This is a genomic window from Peptoniphilus grossensis ph5 (genome assembly GCF_000311825.1).
In the GTDB taxonomy this organism is placed as follows: domain Bacteria; phylum Bacillota; class Clostridia; order Tissierellales; family Peptoniphilaceae; genus Peptoniphilus_A; species Peptoniphilus_A hominis.
Map to the genome: position 1 here is coordinate 369,514 of NZ_HE978567.1, position 14,995 is coordinate 384,508.

Genomic DNA, 14,995 nt, shown 5'->3' on the forward strand with positions numbered 1-14,995 from the left:
TTTTTGAAAAGAAAATGAAACTTGCAAATTGCAAAACAATGTCCCACTTTCTTAGGAAATGCGTATTAGAAAAAGAGATTTATGTTGTAGATTTAGAACCATTTAGAAACCTACAATGGCTACTTTCAAATGCAACAAATAACATAAACCAGATTGCAAAAGCAACTAATACAACTGGTGTTATTTACAAGGATGAAATTGAATCAATGAATAAACAAATAGAAAAATTGTCAAGAGAGATATGGCAGATCCATTCCCTACTTCTTAACAAATCAAAAGAAAGTTCTGGTGATTAGTATGGCAATTACAAAAATACATCCTATAAAATCAACTCTAAATTTGGCAATAGATTACATTACTAAGAGTGAAAAAACTGATGAAAAAATCTTGGTATCTTCATTCAAATGTCATCCATCTACTGCCCATATTCAATTTTTGAAAACTCGAGAAGATAATGATACTAAGGGTACAGTTTTGGCTAGGCATTTAATCCAATCTTTTCTACCAGGAGGGGTTGATCCTATAAAAGCTCACGAAATTGGAATGGAATTGTGTAAGAAAATTTTAAAAGAAGATTATGATTTTGTTCTTGCAACTCATATAGATAGAGGGCATATCCATAACCATATTATTTTTAATAATGTTAATTACAAGACTGGTAAATGCTACCAATCTAACAAAAAATCTTACCACAAAATTAGGTATCAAAGTGATGAATTATGTAAAGAAAATAAGCTTTCAGTCATTGATAAATACTATGAATATTACAAAAGAAAATATAAAACTGCTGGTAAATCTTGGTACGAAAATGAGCAATTTAATACATGTACTTCTTGGAAAAACAGAATTCAATTTGACATTTATCATTTGATAAAATAGTCTAAGGCTTGGGAAGAATTTCTAAAGAAAATGACTGAGCTTGGTTATGAAATAAAGTATGGAAAACATATAGCCTTTAAGCAAAAAGATAAGCAGAGATTTACAAGAATTAAGATGATTGGGGATGACTATATAGAGGAAAGACTAAAAGAGCGTCTTACAGAAAATCAAACTATTAAAACCCCATCTATCAAAAAACGAATCGGAAATGTCATCAATATGAATACTAATACAAAGGTTAAATATATCGAGGGCTATGAATACTGGGCAACAAAACACAACTTAAATACAATGGCTGAGTCAGTTGTTTTCATCAGAGAACATGGCATTAACTCCGTTAAGCAGCTTGATGAATACAACAAGAAAAGTGCTGAAGAAAGACAGAACTTACAAGATAAAACCAAAGAAATTGACAAGGAAATGCAGGAGCTTTCTGCAACTATGGAGCAAGTTTATACTATCAAAAAGCATCGAGAATACTACAAGGAACATAAAGCAAATCCATCTGACAAGGTATTTTTTTGAGAAATATAAATCTCAAATCATTCTATACGAAACTGCCCTTTCAGAGCTTAAAAAAACCATTCTAAGCCGCCAAATCCAAAAGATATTTTGTCTAAACTTTATAAATTGCAAGAAAAAAAGAATACCCTTATGCAAGAGTACTCTTCTACAAAATCTGCTATGAACGAGCTTTGTCAAATACGAAAGAACTACGGAATTTACATGGGCAGGGAGATGGAGCGATAGCCTTTTAAATCTTCCTATTGTTTTAATAGAAATTTATGAACAGCTTCTAATGTAAATGCGTATGATAAAATTGACAAAAATATTACTATAATGCTAAGGAACATAACCGATTCAAATTGTTTTGTTTTAGCGATGAAACGACGAACTGATTGTATCGGTTTTTTCTTTTTTCTATCAATATAAACACTTATTACTCTAAGCAATAATATATAAGATATTAACTGTTGAATTACTCCTATAAATACGCCAAAAATTTTATATACCGATGCAAAAAGATTTCTTCCGTCTGTTATTGTTGCACTCATTGTTGTCGCCATTTCTTTAAGATTAAGTCCATAATATAATGTCAATGCAGAAACAACTATTGAAACTGCGATGAATTTAACTGTAACTTTTTGAACTTCTTGACTAATAGATATAACAAATAAAAATAATATACATATCATCAGTGGGATAAGTCCAAACCACTTTAAAAACAAAGAAATATAATCTACATATTCTTTGAAAAAACTAACTACTATAGAAGCTACAAACACTCCTGCAATAATTAGCAAAAAAACATCATTGTCATTAGAATTTTCACTTCTAACATTTTCAGCTCGTCTTATTGTAGTGTAATGATAATCTGGAGATTCAATAAAAGTGGTTTTAGTAGATATTTCTATCTTCGTATTAAACAAATTTAATATGATATTTTTAATTTTAGAAGTTAAAAATTTAACTTTGTTAACAAGTTTTATTATAAGTAAAATTAAAAATGATGCTATTAGTCCTTTGATAATATCTTCAGGTATTGCTTTTACCAATCCCCATAACCAATATATAATTGTATCAGGCATAGTCATCACTCCCTCTAATCCTTTTCTAATATCATATCTAATAATTATATACTAATGCAGTAATCCTAAATTTTTCAATGCCTCCATTAGCTTGAATCGGTATGTTGCCAAAATACATTGCTGATGTTTCTTGATAAAATCCCTCACAACAATATAATCTAAATAAATTAAGCATTGCCAACTCATATTCTTCTTTAGACAAACAAAGATGTTCTCGTACAACATTGCTATCTACGTACGAATTTTTTTATACCTAAGATTATTTCTATTCTGTATCCTAAGCTTCCCTCCTATACCACAACTGTTAATTTCTATTTCATATATCTTATCTTGATTCTCCATATCTCTTCACCTCTTATACTTGCTATAATTTTTATAAATATTCCATACCATTCCATTTACTGTCGATAGTGCAAAAAAACAAATACTATTCCCACTTAATTTCTTCATTAACTTTTTGGTGAATATCTACTCTATTAACAACATCGATTTCATTTACTAACCAACCATTTAATGTACAACTTCTGATAAATTCATCAATTCTATTAACTCCATTCATTTCTTTGAGTGTTACAACAACACCAAACCTAACTCCTATACCATCTTGAGGAGCTAATCGGTTATTTGTCTTTACTTCCATACCCCAGTTTTTATTTCTATAAGAGTCTTTTGGTATCATTCTTTTTGTAGCACTCTCTGCGATATACTTTACATTATCCCATTTTCTAAACTGCTTTCTGGCTTCACCTTCCAAAAGATAATTTCTTTCTCCCTCTAAAGTATCTTCCGTATTCTGTTTATCCCCCTTAATATCCTTGATTTTTTTATCATCCCCTATTCGCCCAAAATGTAAATTTAATTCCGTATTTGTATAATCAACACCTTGCAATCTATCACACAATGGAAAATAACACATAGTAGCCTTTGCAATATATGGATACTTATTATCCTTTAGAGGCACTGGAAAATCATAGCTATAAGTATTCCATTTTTCACTAACGTCTGATACCACAAATTTTATTTCATCATCTTTTGTTTGAATAATATCGTTTATATGAATTGGTACAACTCCATGCCCATATAAAGCAACTTCCTCAGGAGTCGGTTTTTCATCCCAACCTCTTGCAGCGTCAATAATAATGGCTTTTGCAACTTCTCTATTAAATCCTATCACATCAATTAAATAAGATAATTTTCTCGCAATCCACGGTGCAGCATAAGAAGTACCAGCAACACTCGCAGCCCCTAAAGGTTCACAAACCCTAATGTACTCTTCTTCACTGCCACCATAATAGCTCACATCAGGCTTTGCATAAAAAGATAATACCAATCCTTTACGAGCATATTTAGTAGACAGACCATTCTTACTAACTGAATTTACAACTATACTATTAACAGAATCTGCTGGAGATCCTATTTTTACTATATCTGCACTTGGTTTATTTGTCCCTGCCACAACAAATATTACATTGTTTTCAAACTGAATTTTATCTAATGTTGCAGCTTCAGCAGAAATAAAGTTGTCATTAATTTCCTGATTACTACCAAGTGAAATATTCCAGACTTTTATATCTGAATTATTTACCACAATACTCTTTATTTTCTTTATTATTGAAAATGAAGAAAATTCAGCACCTACCGCTACTCCAAAATGCCTAACTTTAAACCTTCCACAGCCATCATCCAGCCAAGGATTTAATCTTGCTCCATCAACAATAATGGAAGATACTGCTGTCCCATGATTATAATCTTTTGGATTTTTTGGTATATCTTCTGAGACCATATCATGATATTCAACCCAATCACTAAAATAAACACTTTCATCAAATAAGGTATCTATCACCCCAATTGTTGGTTCAATAGTTGGGGATGGTATAGTTATCATTTTTGTTTGATGCTCATTGGTAAAATCATCAGGTGATAAACTTGACAAATCAACGGTTGCCATTGAAACAAGATAAGGTGCTTTTACTAAAAGTAGTTCTACCTGCTTTTCGTCTAAGTAAACAGTTTGATTATCTAAAATTCGGCTACTTAAAATATCTATCCCTAATCTTTCAAATAATAATTTTGTATCTTTTCTTACATCATACAAAGTTATAATACTCTGTTTTATATCTATCGTAGGTAACTCTACCTCAAAAGAATCAATATACGATACATCTGCAATCACCTGTTTAAATGTAGACATACTTACAGAAAGTTTTTTAAAAACCTCCGAATTAACAATACTTTTGTCTTTAAATTCGCTCTTGCTGATATTTCCTCTAAATTTTTGAGATAATATATTTGAAGTATTTACAATTAACTCTATACTTTTAGTTAAATCATCTTCATCAAGAAAATATGTTATTATATGCTTACTCTGATTTGAATTAAATTTTGCTCCAACAATTGCTTCATTAGAATTTGTCCCTTTAAAAAGTCCAGCAATTCGATTACTTTTCGCAACAATCTTATTATAATAAACACTAACCAAAATACCCTCAAACGGTTTTGTTTCTTTATCCCAAAATTCTTTAATCTGGATTAGCTGAGCTTTTAATCTTAATAAATGCTCTGTACTGACTTCCATCCTCCCATTCATGGATACACCACCACGATTACCATTTTTACTGGCTTGTACAAAGCGTTTCCCTTTTAATTCCAAGACATTATTCACTATCTACTTCCTCCTTCTTTAACTTTCTTGAGACAGAACTTTTAGACTCTCCTTTTAATTTTTCTATTTCTCTTACAGTGAAGCCTTCCTCATGAAGCTGGTTTATATCCTTGTGATCCAGATTTCCTATCAAGCTATTATATAATCTCTTAAAATAATCATACTCAGAATCAACATCACTAAATGCAAGTGATGTTTTTATAATGTTTTTCAATTCTCCAGGATAAGGTATTTTTTTTGCTTTTTTCAATATCTTTTTAAATAATCTTGTGTCTTTTGATATTCCTTTAAAATTCTTGATAAAAGAAGAAAAGTAATATTCAGCAACTTCTATTAAATCCTCATCGCTATACCTATTGAAATTAATAACAGCATCAAATCTCCTAATTAATGCTTTATCAAAATTTGAATATATATTAGTTGTTGCAATAAGCACTATTTCTTTATTAAGATCTGTTAATCTATCTAATTCTCTTAAAATTGTAGATGTTACTCTTCCCATCTCCCTAATATCATTAGAATTAATCCTATCTAAAGCAATAACATCAATTTCATCAAATAAAACCACAACCTTATTTGCATTTGGAAGCATATTTATTTCTCTAAATACTTTTACTATATTTTTATTAGTCTGTCCCAACTTGCTATCTATCAAATTTTCAAAATCCACTCTAAAAAGAGAGCGATCCAACAATCTTGCAACATTTTTTGCTGCTTCTGTTTTTCCGCTTCCCGGTAATCCTTCAAATAAAAATTTATTAATACCAATATTATGATTTACAGCATTAATAATACCTTTTATATCCTCTGTTATTTCAAGCGGTAAATTTAAAGCCTCCAAATTTCTTATTTCAACTTGCTTTAAAAACTCACTTTCAAAATCACTACTTTGTGGTGAATATAAATTTGATTCAGATATTAACCCCATAATATATTCAGATAACTGATAATCTCCTATGCTATCAAAATATCTTGCTATTGCTATAGCCTCATTTCTAAAGGAATTTTCATTCCTTTCCACATGGTATTTTATTAAATTCAAAACATTTTGTTTTTTCATATTGCCATACCTCCTAATTTCTTTATCATTATATCGCAAATCGGGACGTATTTCTACGTTTATGGGACAAATATTTAGATTTATATGTCTAAAGTTATATTATCCTTTCTTCATAAAAAAAGAGCAGCCTTATAAGCTACTCTTGTAGAAAGTACAAAATGAGTTAATTATATTTTTTGTGTTTCCTTATACCAGTTGCAAAACAACTCTCACGTCCATATAGTTTTTTTGAGTCTTTTTGACGTATCCTTCTTCATCTTTATCAAAGACAAAATGCTTATAAAACTGCTTGAAATGCAGGATTTCTAAGTTTACATCTTTTGTATCAACGCTACACTCTCCACATGAGAGGTCCTTGGGAATTGGTCGACTATTTCTATTTCTTCTATGTTATAGCCTCTATCGCCAAAGACTTCAAGGTCGCGGACAAGGGTTACGGGGTTGCAAGATATATATAGAAATTTTTCTGGATCGAAGTCTATTATTTTTTCGATTGCCTTTGGATTTATTCCCTCTCTCGGTGGGTCTAGGACTATTAGGTCTGGATTCTTGTCTAGGTCATCTAATACTTTTAAGACATCTGATGCTATGAAGTCAACATTGTCGATCCCGTTAAGCTTAGCATTTTCTCTCGCCGCTTCCACTGCTTCTTCTACTATTTCTACTCCAATGACCTTCTTGGCTGATGCTGCCAAGACCTGACTTATGGTTCCCGTTCCTGAATAGAGGTCGAAGACCAGTTTATCTTTTGCGTCAATTTTTTCTCTCGCCATTTTGTAGAGGACTTCAGCTGATCTTGTGTTGGTTTGAAAAAATGAGAATGGACTTATTTTAAATTTTAGTCCAAGGACTTCCTCTTCTATGTGGTCCTTGCCGTAAATTAAATGTATTTCTTCTGGGACAATTGCATCAGATAGGGCGTCGTTTTTTACATGAAAAATGCTGACGATTTCGCCTTCAAGGTCTAAGTCCAAAAGAAATTTTACAAAGGCTTCTCTATCAAGCTCACTTTGACTTGATGTGGCAAGTAAAATCATTATTTCAGAAGTTCTCGTAGCCTTTCTTATTAAGAGATGGCGCAAAAATCCCTCGTGTCTCATTCTGTTGTAGTGGACTTCTCCAATTTTTTCAAAATAATTTCGGACCTGGCTTCTTATTTCATTGAAGTCACCGTCTACAATATTGCAATCAGTGGTGTTTACTATCTCGTGGAATCTGTTTTTTACATGAAGTCCAAGGGCAAGGGGTCCATCCTTGTACTCGTCGCCAAAGGTGTACTCCATTTTATTTCTGTAAAACTTGTGGACTGGCGAAGGTATTATTTCAAGTTCTCTCTCCATGCCATGCTCTTTAAATAATTTTTCGATTAAGTCTTTTTTATACTTAAGTTCATCTTCATAGCTTAGGGTTTGGTAGCTACAGCCGCCACATTTTTCAAAGTGAGGGCAAGGAGACCCTTTTTCAAGACTTGATCTTTCGATTACATTTAATAGTTTTGCCTTTTTAGACCTTCTGCCTCTTGCTTTTATCTCCACAGTCTGACCAAGGATGCCGCCCTTAAATTCATATTTTTTACCTTCGAAGCTTCCCCTACCTAGGTTGGGAAATCTTGCTTCATCTATTTTAACAATTATAGTCATTTCTTCACTCCTTAAAAAAATTATATCAAATTGTCACAATTTAATAAATTAAGAAAATTTTCTTAAAATTTTTACTTTTTTACACTGCTTTGATATTTATTATTCTTTTTTTTGGTATAATTAATTTGATAAGACATTCTTATTTGGGGAAACCCAATTTTATTTATGGAGGTATTGTATGAGAAAAACATGGTTAGTATTACTCCTTACAATGCTAATGACTCTTACTGCTTGTGGCGGTAACAAAAAGGAAGAGGCAAAGGCTGATGGAGAAGCAAATGTAATTGAAGATTTAAAAATTCAATTTGTTCCATCAAGGGAACCTGAAGAAATTGTTACGCAAACTGAACCTTTAAAGGACATCTTAAAGGCTAAGCTTGCTGAAAAAGGTTACGATGTTAAAAACATTGACATCACTGTTGGTACAAACTACGAAGCTACTGGCGAAGCTCTAAGTGCGGGTAGCGTTGATGTTGGATTTATCCCTGGCGGAACTTATGCAATCTACGACGATGGCGCTGAAGTTCTTCTTACTGCAACTAGAAAGGGACTTTCTGTTGACTCTGAAAATCCTAAGGATTGGAACGACAAAAAACCAACTGAAAAATCTGAAGATCAAGTAAACTTCTACAGAGCTCTTGTAATTGCTGGTCCTTCTGAAAAGGGTAAGGAACTTGCTGCAAAGGTAAATAATGGCGAAGAATTAACTTGGGAAGACCTTGCAAGTGCTAAATGGTCTGTAATGGGTTCATCTTCTTCTGCTGGCTACATCTATCCATATCTTTGGTTGCAAAAAAATTACGAAAAGGGTCTAACTGATCTTCCTTCTATCGTTCAAGCTGATTCTTATCCATCTTCTATGGCAAGACTTGCTTCTGGTCAAGTTGATGTTATGGTTGGCTTTGCCGATGTTAGAATGGACAATGCTGAAAAATGGCAAAATGAATTTAAAAAATCTGCATCTATTTGGGACGAAACTAACGTAATTGGTGTTACTGATAAGATCTTTAATGACACAATTTCTGTTTCTAAAAACTCTGAAATTATGACAGATGAATTTAAAAAAGCTCTTTCTGATTCTTTCATCGAAATTGCAAATACTGATGAAGGTAAAGAAATAATTTCAATTTATAGCCACGAAGGTTATCAAGTTGCAAAAGATTCTGATTATGATGGCGAAAGAGAAGCACAAAAACTTTTAAAAGAACTTAAAAACTAATAAGCTTATTGTGTTTTTATAAATAAAAGTTGTTAAAACTTTTAAGAGAATTTTAAAATTAAGAAAGGGCTTCAAGAGAAGCTCTTTTTTATAAGGAGTATTATGATTGAATTTAAGAATGTGGATAAGGTATATCCCGGTGGATTTAAGGCCCTAAAAAATATTAACTTGACCATAGAAGATGGCGAGTTCGTTGCCATCATAGGTCGCTCTGGCGCCGGCAAGTCCACTCTCATTAGAACTATAAATAAAATGCACGACATTAATTCTGGGACTTTAACTGTAGATGGAGTTGATGTGAAGAGTTTAAAGGGCAAGGAACTGCGAAAGTTTAGGCGAAATATTGGAATGATCTTCCAATCTTTTAACTTAGTTGAAAGAATCTCTGTCATAAAAAATGTCATGTCTTCCTTTGTGCCTGATTTAAATCCTATCCAGTCAATCCTTGGCATCTATCCAAGGGAGTGCAAGTTAAAGGCTCTTGAAGCTCTTGAACAAGTGGACATCTTGGACAAGGCCTTTGAAAGGGCAGATAATTTATCTGGTGGTCAACAACAGAGAGTTGCCCTAGCAAGGACTCTTGTGCAAAACCCAAGCATTATCTTGGCAGACGAACCTGTTGCCAGTCTTGACCCTGTTACGGCAAGGCAAGTAATGGACTATTTTAAAAAGATTAACGAAAATCTCGGCATAACCATTCTCTTAAACATCCACCATGTTGAGCTTGCCCTTGAATATGCAACAAAGGTCCTTGGCGTTCGCGATGGAGAAATAATTTACTATGGACCTGCCAAGGATGTTGACGAAAAAGTTTTAAAGTCTATTTACGGAGATTCCTTTGAAGAATTAAAATTGGAGGAAGTATGAACCTCTACTACAAAATTTTTAAACCAAAAAAATATATAACAGAATCTGGAAAGGAAGTAGTGGAATACCCTGGCTTTACTATACCAGTAATTATTCTCCTCCTTTTATTTACAGCAATTTCTGTTAGAGTCACTGGCTTTTCTTTAAACACCCTGGTAAAAAATTCTCACAAACTTTCAGCAATACTTGTGCCAATGTTTAAGCCAAACTTTTCCTACTTCTCATCAGTTGTAGGACCACTTTTAGACACAATAAAGATGTCCTTCTTGGGGTCTTTCTTGGGTGCCGTCATATCTGTTCCCTTTGCCTTTTTGGCATCCCACAATATGGTGAAAAGCAAAATAATCAATTGGATTGTAAAATTAATTTTTTCAGTTCTTCGTACAATTCCAACTCTTGTGTCTGCACTTATAGCCACTTATGTCTTTGGACTTGGCGCCTTTGCAGGTACTGTTGCAATTTTTATTTTTTCCTTCTCCTATGTAGGAAAGCTAACTTACGAGCAAATCGAAACAGTTAACATGGGAGCCTTTGAGGCCATGATCTCCATGGGCTTTACAAGGACAATGGCATTTTTCAAATCCATTGTGCCAGAAATTTTGCCCTTCTACCTTTCAACAGCTCTTTACAACTTTGAAGGTAACGTCAGATACGCTGCCATCCTTGGTTATGTAGGAGCAGGAGGACTTGGTCTACTCATTAACGAAAACATTAACTGGAGAGATTACAACCGCGTGGGCATGATATTATTGACACTACTTGTGACAGTCTTTGTCATAGAAAATATCTCTGCCCACTTTAGAAGAAAGTTGAATTGATATGTCAGAAAAAGTATTAGAAAAACTAAAATCAGAACCAAAAAATCACGGCTACATCCTCATGATAGTTGCCATAGTTTTATTCATGATAATTTGGTCTTCAACCGTAATAAATTTTGAATCGGCAACTGAAGAGGGAATGACTGTTGCAAAAAATATAATAAAGGGAATTTTAAATCCCAAGAAAGATATGCTCTTTAACTTGACAAAAAAAGGCGTGCCCTATCTTCTCCTTGAGACAATGTGTATAGCCTTCTTAGGTACACTGGTAGGCTCAATAATTGCAATACCTCTTAGCTTTTTGGCTTCATCAAATATTGTGGCAGCTCCCATAGCTTATATGGTGAGACTTCTCATAATCCTAATAAGGACAATACCTTCCATAGTCTATGGGCTTATGTTTATAAGAGTTACAGGTCCTGGACCCTTTGCAGGTCTTATGACCATGAGCTTTACCTCAATAGGCATGCTGACAAAATTATTTTCCGATAACATCATGAATTTAAACAAGTCAATTTTGGAGTCCTTCTCCTCAATAGGCGCCACAACTTTCCAAAAAATTCGCTTTGGAATAATTCCACAGCTTTGGGCGAACTTTGCATCTACAACAATTTATCGCTTTGACATAAACCTTAGAGACGCAGCAGTCCTTGGACTAGTTGGTGCAGGCGGCATTGGCTCTCCACTTATGTTTGCCATAAATTCCTACAAGTGGCAAGAAGTTGGCGCAATCCTTTTGGGACTTATAATTCTAGTATTATTTATAGAATTTTTCTCAACAAAAATTAGAGCAAGGCTAGTAGGTGAAAAATGAAAATAAAAATAATTCACACATCAGATTTACACGGATATTTTTTCCCCACAGACTATTTAAATAGAGAGAGAAAAGCCACTGGCTATCTCTCTCTTTTAAACAATATAAAAAAAGACGACTTCACTATCCTAACTGACGGCGGCGACACCCTCCAGGGTTCGTCCTTTGCCTACTATGTAAAGGAATTTTTGGACTCAGATATTATTGCAGACCTCATGCAAAATGTTGACTACTACACCCTTGGCAATCACGACTTCAATTATGGCTACCACTATTTAAAAACTTATGTAGAAAACATGGAGGGAAAACTTCTTTGTGCCAATGTCACTGACAAAAGTGATGGCATAAAATTTTCTCCCTATGCTGTAAAAGAGATTGGCGGCTATAAAATTGGCATAGCTGGAGTTGTCACAGACTGGGTAAATCTTTGGGAAAGAAAAGAAAATTTAGAAAACTTTGAAATAAAAGATGCCTTTACTTCTGCCAAGGAAGTTTTAGAAAAATTAAAAAAAGAAAAAACCGATTTTAATATTTTGATTTATCACGGCGGCTACGAAATAGATTTAAAAACTGGCGAAAAATTATCAGACACCAGTGAAAATGTGGGCGGAAAAATTGCAAGTGAGCTTCAATACGACTTGATCCTTGCAGGTCACCAACACATGGAATTATCTGGCGAGATTAATAAGACCTTTGCAGTGGAAAGTCCCGCCAACGGAATGAAGGCTGCCATGATAGAAATAGATCCTGGTGAGGGAAAAGTTTATGCATCCTTTATAGAACCAAGCCTTCAAGAAAATTACTTGGAAGAAAAATATAAGTATGTAGAAGAAAAGGTGCAAGACTACTTAGACGAACCTATAGCAAGGCTTTCTCGCGACTACCTCCCTGATGACAAGATAAAAATGGCAGTAAAAGGTTCAGACCTTGCAGACCTAATAAATAAAATTCAGCTTGACTACACTGGCGCCGACATCTCAATTACATCCTTTGCCAATGTCATAACTGGCCTTAAAAAAGATCTAACAACAAGAGATGTCTTAAACACTTACAGGTTCCCAAACACAGCTCTTGTCCTTGAAATTGATGGCAAGACCCTAAGAGAAGCCATTGAAGAGGACTACACCTATATAGTCTATGATGGAGATTATAAAATCGCCAAAAAATTCCTTGAGCCCAAGGAAGAACACTACAACTTCGATTTCTTTTATGGCATAGACTTTGATTTGGATTTAAAAAAAGAAGTGGGCAAAAGAATTGGGAAAATTTACTTTAAGGGAAGAGAAGTAAAAGACAGCGACAAGTTTTCCATAGTCATGAATAATTACAGGGCAACGGGAGCTGGCGGCTTTGATATGTATAAAAATCTTAGCGTAATAAAAAATTACGACAAGGAAATATCAGAAATATTATTAGATTATTTTAGAAATTTATAAATTTAAAATTTTGAGACTTGGCATGAACAAGTCTCTTTTTTTGAAAATTTTATAAGCTTGTGTAAATAAAAAACATTGCAAAAATTTCTGGCTAAATCAAAAAATAAATTTGGACAAAAAAATAAGACAGTCACCTGTCTTATTCGTAGAGATTTCTGCTTCCAAATTTAATTTTACTATTATTCAGAGCCTTTTTTTGTGGATAGTTGTAATTAGAAATCATCGACCTGAAAAGCGTAGCAGCTTCTGATCTCCTAATTGATCTTGTTGGATAGAAGTTTCCATCAGAGTATCCTCGTAGTATTCCTGCATCGACTAGGGCGCCTACATAACCCCTTGCCGATTCACTAATCTTATTCTTGTCGCCAAATTCATTAGTTGCACTTGCCTTAGTCGGTAATGAATAAACATAACCAAGGATTTCTGCAACCTCTTCCCTTGTAATATCTCTCTCTGGATTTAACTTTCCCGTAGTTGGTGTGATGTATCCTGCCTTTATGCCCTTAGCTACATCGCTATAATACCAGTCAGAAGTGTTTACATCAGAAAAAGTGACAGTGTAAGTTTTGTCGAAGCCAATTAAACTATTTACTGTGGCATAAAACTCAACTCTCGTCATGTTTTCGTTGGGTTTAAATGTGTTGTCATCATAGCCAGACATTATTCCCTTGTCTGTAATAAAGTCAATAGATGATTCTGCCCAGTGCCCTCTTGTGTCTCTAAAGGATTTTGCAAATACAGTGCTTGTTAAAATCAATGCTGTGGAGATAATGATCAATGAAGTCTTTTTCAAAATCTTCATTTTTATCACCTTCATTATTATTATAACTTAATAATTATCTTTTGAAACAATTTCTATTTTAAGTTTGTGTTACAAAGAGCCTATCTTGTAACATTAATGAAACATATACGGTTTTTATACTTTATCTAGTGTCTTTATAAAGATTTAGAAATTTTGTCCCTGTAATAAAAGTGAAATCTTTTGAAATAATTTTAAAAAATTTGTGGAATTGCAAAAATATTTATTGCAAAAATTTTTGATGATTGCAAAAAATTTTCTATGTAAAAATTCTTGGAGATTACAAAAAATTATGTACAAAAAATTAGGCAAAATAAAAGAGAACAGATTATGTAAAAAGATAACTGTTCTCTAAGGGAAGAAAAAAGATGATGAAGTTTTCACTTCTCCTATATTGTACTGTAGTAAAATATTTTTGTCAAGCCTTTATGAAAATATTTTCAAAGAAATTTTGCCCTCTGAAAATCGCTCTTATTCCTTTAAATTACAAGGATTCCTATAAAATTTAAAAATATTATGAATATATTTGCACAGCTTACTTTAATTAGAATATGTGGTAGAATGTAGGTGAGGTGATATTTTGTTAAAAGAAATAATTTTAAAGAGAAGAACTGTTAGAAAATATAAAGATAAAGAAGTTGACAGAGAAAAATTGGAAGAACTTTTGATGTACGCATCAATGGGACCATCAAATGGCAACTCTCACCCCGTTGAATTTATAATAGTAGATGACAAAGAGAAGATTGAAGAACTATCCAATATGGATTCTTTTGCAACCCTCTACCTAAAGGACGCACCTGTGATTGTAATAGTAATTGCAAACACAGACATCTGCAAGACTTGGGTGGAAGAAGCATCACTTACAGCAGCCTACCTACAACTTCTCCTTGAAGAAGAAGGACTTTCATCTTCATGGATCAATGTCAAAGAAGGAAAGACTGCAGGAAAGATTTCTTATGAAGAATACTTCCAAGAAAACTTTGGCGTGAAAAAACCTTATAGAGCACAATGTTTGATTCCAATTGGCTACAAAAAATCAGGCACAAAGGACCACGAAGAATTCGATATATCATCAAAAGTCCACTACAATAAGTTCTAAAATTTTTATTTGAGATGTAAAAAATATTATTAGCAGATAAAAATATTATTAGGCAAAATTTTTATTAGCAAATAAAAATATTATTAGCATTAAAAATAAAAAAATCCGGTTCG

13 protein-coding genes and 1 pseudogene are annotated in these 14,995 nt (G+C 33.2%); 8 read left to right on the forward strand and 6 right to left on the reverse strand.

Annotated elements, in window-relative coordinates:
* Both mobC and HGPG_RS06060 read left to right on the forward strand, forming a co-directional pair.
* The coding region (gene mobC, locus HGPG_RS06055) for a plasmid mobilization relaxosome protein MobC (protein ID WP_019125163.1) at positions 1 to 296 on the forward strand (296 nt) is incomplete at its 5' end.
* A 1-nt stretch (position 297) separates the two neighbouring features.
* Positions 298 to 1,629 (forward strand): annotated as a pseudogene (locus HGPG_RS06060) (relaxase/mobilization nuclease domain-containing protein).
* 14 nt (positions 1,630 to 1,643) lie between these two features.
* Here HGPG_RS06060 and HGPG_RS06065 read toward each other — a convergent pair.
* The 5 genes from HGPG_RS06065 to rlmD form a co-directional block, all read right to left on the reverse strand.
* On the reverse strand, positions 1,644 to 2,468 hold the full coding sequence (locus HGPG_RS06065) for a hypothetical protein (RefSeq protein WP_036731808.1): 825 nt from the start codon (positions 2,466 to 2,468) through the stop codon (positions 1,644 to 1,646).
* A 37-nt stretch (positions 2,469 to 2,505) separates the two neighbouring features.
* A complete protein-coding gene (locus tag HGPG_RS10400) occupies positions 2,506 to 2,670 on the reverse strand; it encodes a hypothetical protein (RefSeq protein WP_187115838.1) in 165 nt (54 codons plus the stop codon).
* A 225-nt stretch (positions 2,671 to 2,895) separates the two neighbouring features.
* Positions 2,896 to 5,130: a S8 family peptidase gene (locus HGPG_RS06070; RefSeq protein WP_019125168.1), complete on the reverse strand. Its 2,235-nt coding sequence runs from the start codon at positions 5,128 to 5,130 to the stop codon at positions 2,896 to 2,898.
* The gene (locus HGPG_RS06075; protein ID WP_019125169.1) at positions 5,123 to 6,190 is read right to left on the reverse strand and encodes an ATP-binding protein; all 1,068 of its coding nucleotides are present in this window, start codon (positions 6,188 to 6,190) and stop codon (positions 5,123 to 5,125) included. The genes HGPG_RS06070 and HGPG_RS06075 overlap by 8 nt, the downstream gene beginning before the upstream one ends.
* A 311-nt stretch (positions 6,191 to 6,501) precedes the next feature.
* Complete coding sequence (rlmD, locus tag HGPG_RS06080; RefSeq protein ID WP_019125170.1) at positions 6,502 to 7,830, reverse strand: 23S rRNA (uracil(1939)-C(5))-methyltransferase RlmD; 1,329 nt, start codon at positions 7,828 to 7,830, stop codon at positions 6,502 to 6,504.
* A 178-nt stretch (positions 7,831 to 8,008) separates the two neighbouring features.
* Here rlmD and HGPG_RS06085 point away from each other — a divergent pair, with 178 nt between their 5' ends.
* The 5 genes from HGPG_RS06085 to HGPG_RS06105 all read left to right on the forward strand — a co-directional run bounded on the left by HGPG_RS06085 (position 8,009) and on the right by HGPG_RS06105 (position 12,984).
* Positions 8,009 to 9,049 carry a phosphate/phosphite/phosphonate ABC transporter substrate-binding protein gene (locus HGPG_RS06085; RefSeq protein ID WP_019125171.1) on the forward strand — a complete coding sequence of 347 codons (1,041 nt, stop codon included), beginning with the start codon at positions 8,009 to 8,011 and terminating at the stop codon, positions 9,047 to 9,049.
* Positions 9,050 to 9,151: 102 nt separating this feature from the next.
* Positions 9,152 to 9,916: a phosphonate ABC transporter ATP-binding protein gene (gene phnC, locus HGPG_RS06090; RefSeq protein ID WP_019125172.1), complete on the forward strand. Its 765-nt coding sequence runs from the start codon at positions 9,152 to 9,154 to the stop codon at positions 9,914 to 9,916.
* Positions 9,913 to 10,734, forward strand: coding sequence for a phosphonate ABC transporter, permease protein PhnE (phnE, locus tag HGPG_RS06095; protein WP_019125173.1), 822 nt, complete (start codon positions 9,913 to 9,915; stop codon positions 10,732 to 10,734). Before phnC ends, phnE (HGPG_RS06095) begins: the two co-directional genes overlap by 4 nt.
* A gap of 1 nt (position 10,735) precedes the next feature.
* The gene (gene phnE, locus HGPG_RS06100) at positions 10,736 to 11,548 is read left to right on the forward strand and encodes a phosphonate ABC transporter, permease protein PhnE (protein ID WP_019125174.1); all 813 of its coding nucleotides are present in this window, start codon (positions 10,736 to 10,738) and stop codon (positions 11,546 to 11,548) included.
* Positions 11,545 to 12,984 carry a bifunctional metallophosphatase/5'-nucleotidase gene (locus tag HGPG_RS06105; protein WP_019125175.1) on the forward strand — a complete coding sequence of 480 codons (1,440 nt, stop codon included), beginning with the start codon at positions 11,545 to 11,547 and terminating at the stop codon, positions 12,982 to 12,984. The genes phnE (HGPG_RS06100) and HGPG_RS06105 overlap by 4 nt, the downstream gene beginning before the upstream one ends.
* 139 nt (positions 12,985 to 13,123) lie before the next feature.
* Here HGPG_RS06105 and HGPG_RS06110 read toward each other — a convergent pair whose 3' ends face one another.
* On the reverse strand, positions 13,124 to 13,786 hold the full coding sequence (locus HGPG_RS06110; protein WP_019125176.1) for an S-layer homology domain-containing protein: 663 nt from the start codon (positions 13,784 to 13,786) through the stop codon (positions 13,124 to 13,126).
* A gap of 577 nt (positions 13,787 to 14,363) precedes the next feature.
* On the opposite strand from HGPG_RS06110, the gene HGPG_RS06115 reads away from it, so the two are divergent.
* The gene (locus HGPG_RS06115) at positions 14,364 to 14,882 is read left to right on the forward strand and encodes a nitroreductase family protein (RefSeq protein ID WP_019125177.1); all 519 of its coding nucleotides are present in this window, start codon (positions 14,364 to 14,366) and stop codon (positions 14,880 to 14,882) included.
* Positions 14,883 to 14,995: the final 113 nt, after the last annotated feature.

Excerpts from the sequence above, each read along its gene's own strand:
- HGPG_RS06065 (WP_036731808.1), bottom strand. The coding sequence starts at position 2,468 with ATGCCTGATACAATTATATATTGGTTATGGGGATTGGTAAAAGCAATA.
- HGPG_RS06075 (WP_019125169.1), bottom strand. The coding sequence starts at position 6,190 with ATGAAAAAACAAAATGTTTTGAATTTAATAAAATACCATGTGGAAAGG.
- rlmD (WP_019125170.1), bottom strand. The coding sequence starts at position 7,830 with ATGACTATAATTGTTAAAATAGATGAAGCAAGATTTCCCAACCTAGGT.
- HGPG_RS06085 (WP_019125171.1), top strand. The coding sequence starts at position 8,009 with ATGAGAAAAACATGGTTAGTATTACTCCTTACAATGCTAATGACTCTT.
- phnC (WP_019125172.1), top strand. The coding sequence starts at position 9,152 with ATGATTGAATTTAAGAATGTGGATAAGGTATATCCCGGTGGATTTAAG.
- phnE (WP_019125173.1), top strand. The coding sequence starts at position 9,913 with ATGAACCTCTACTACAAAATTTTTAAACCAAAAAAATATATAACAGAA.
- phnE (WP_019125174.1), top strand. The coding sequence starts at position 10,736 with ATGTCAGAAAAAGTATTAGAAAAACTAAAATCAGAACCAAAAAATCAC.
- HGPG_RS06105 (WP_019125175.1), top strand. The coding sequence starts at position 11,545 with ATGAAAATAAAAATAATTCACACATCAGATTTACACGGATATTTTTTC.
- HGPG_RS06110 (WP_019125176.1), bottom strand. The coding sequence starts at position 13,786 with ATGAAGATTTTGAAAAAGACTTCATTGATCATTATCTCCACAGCATTG.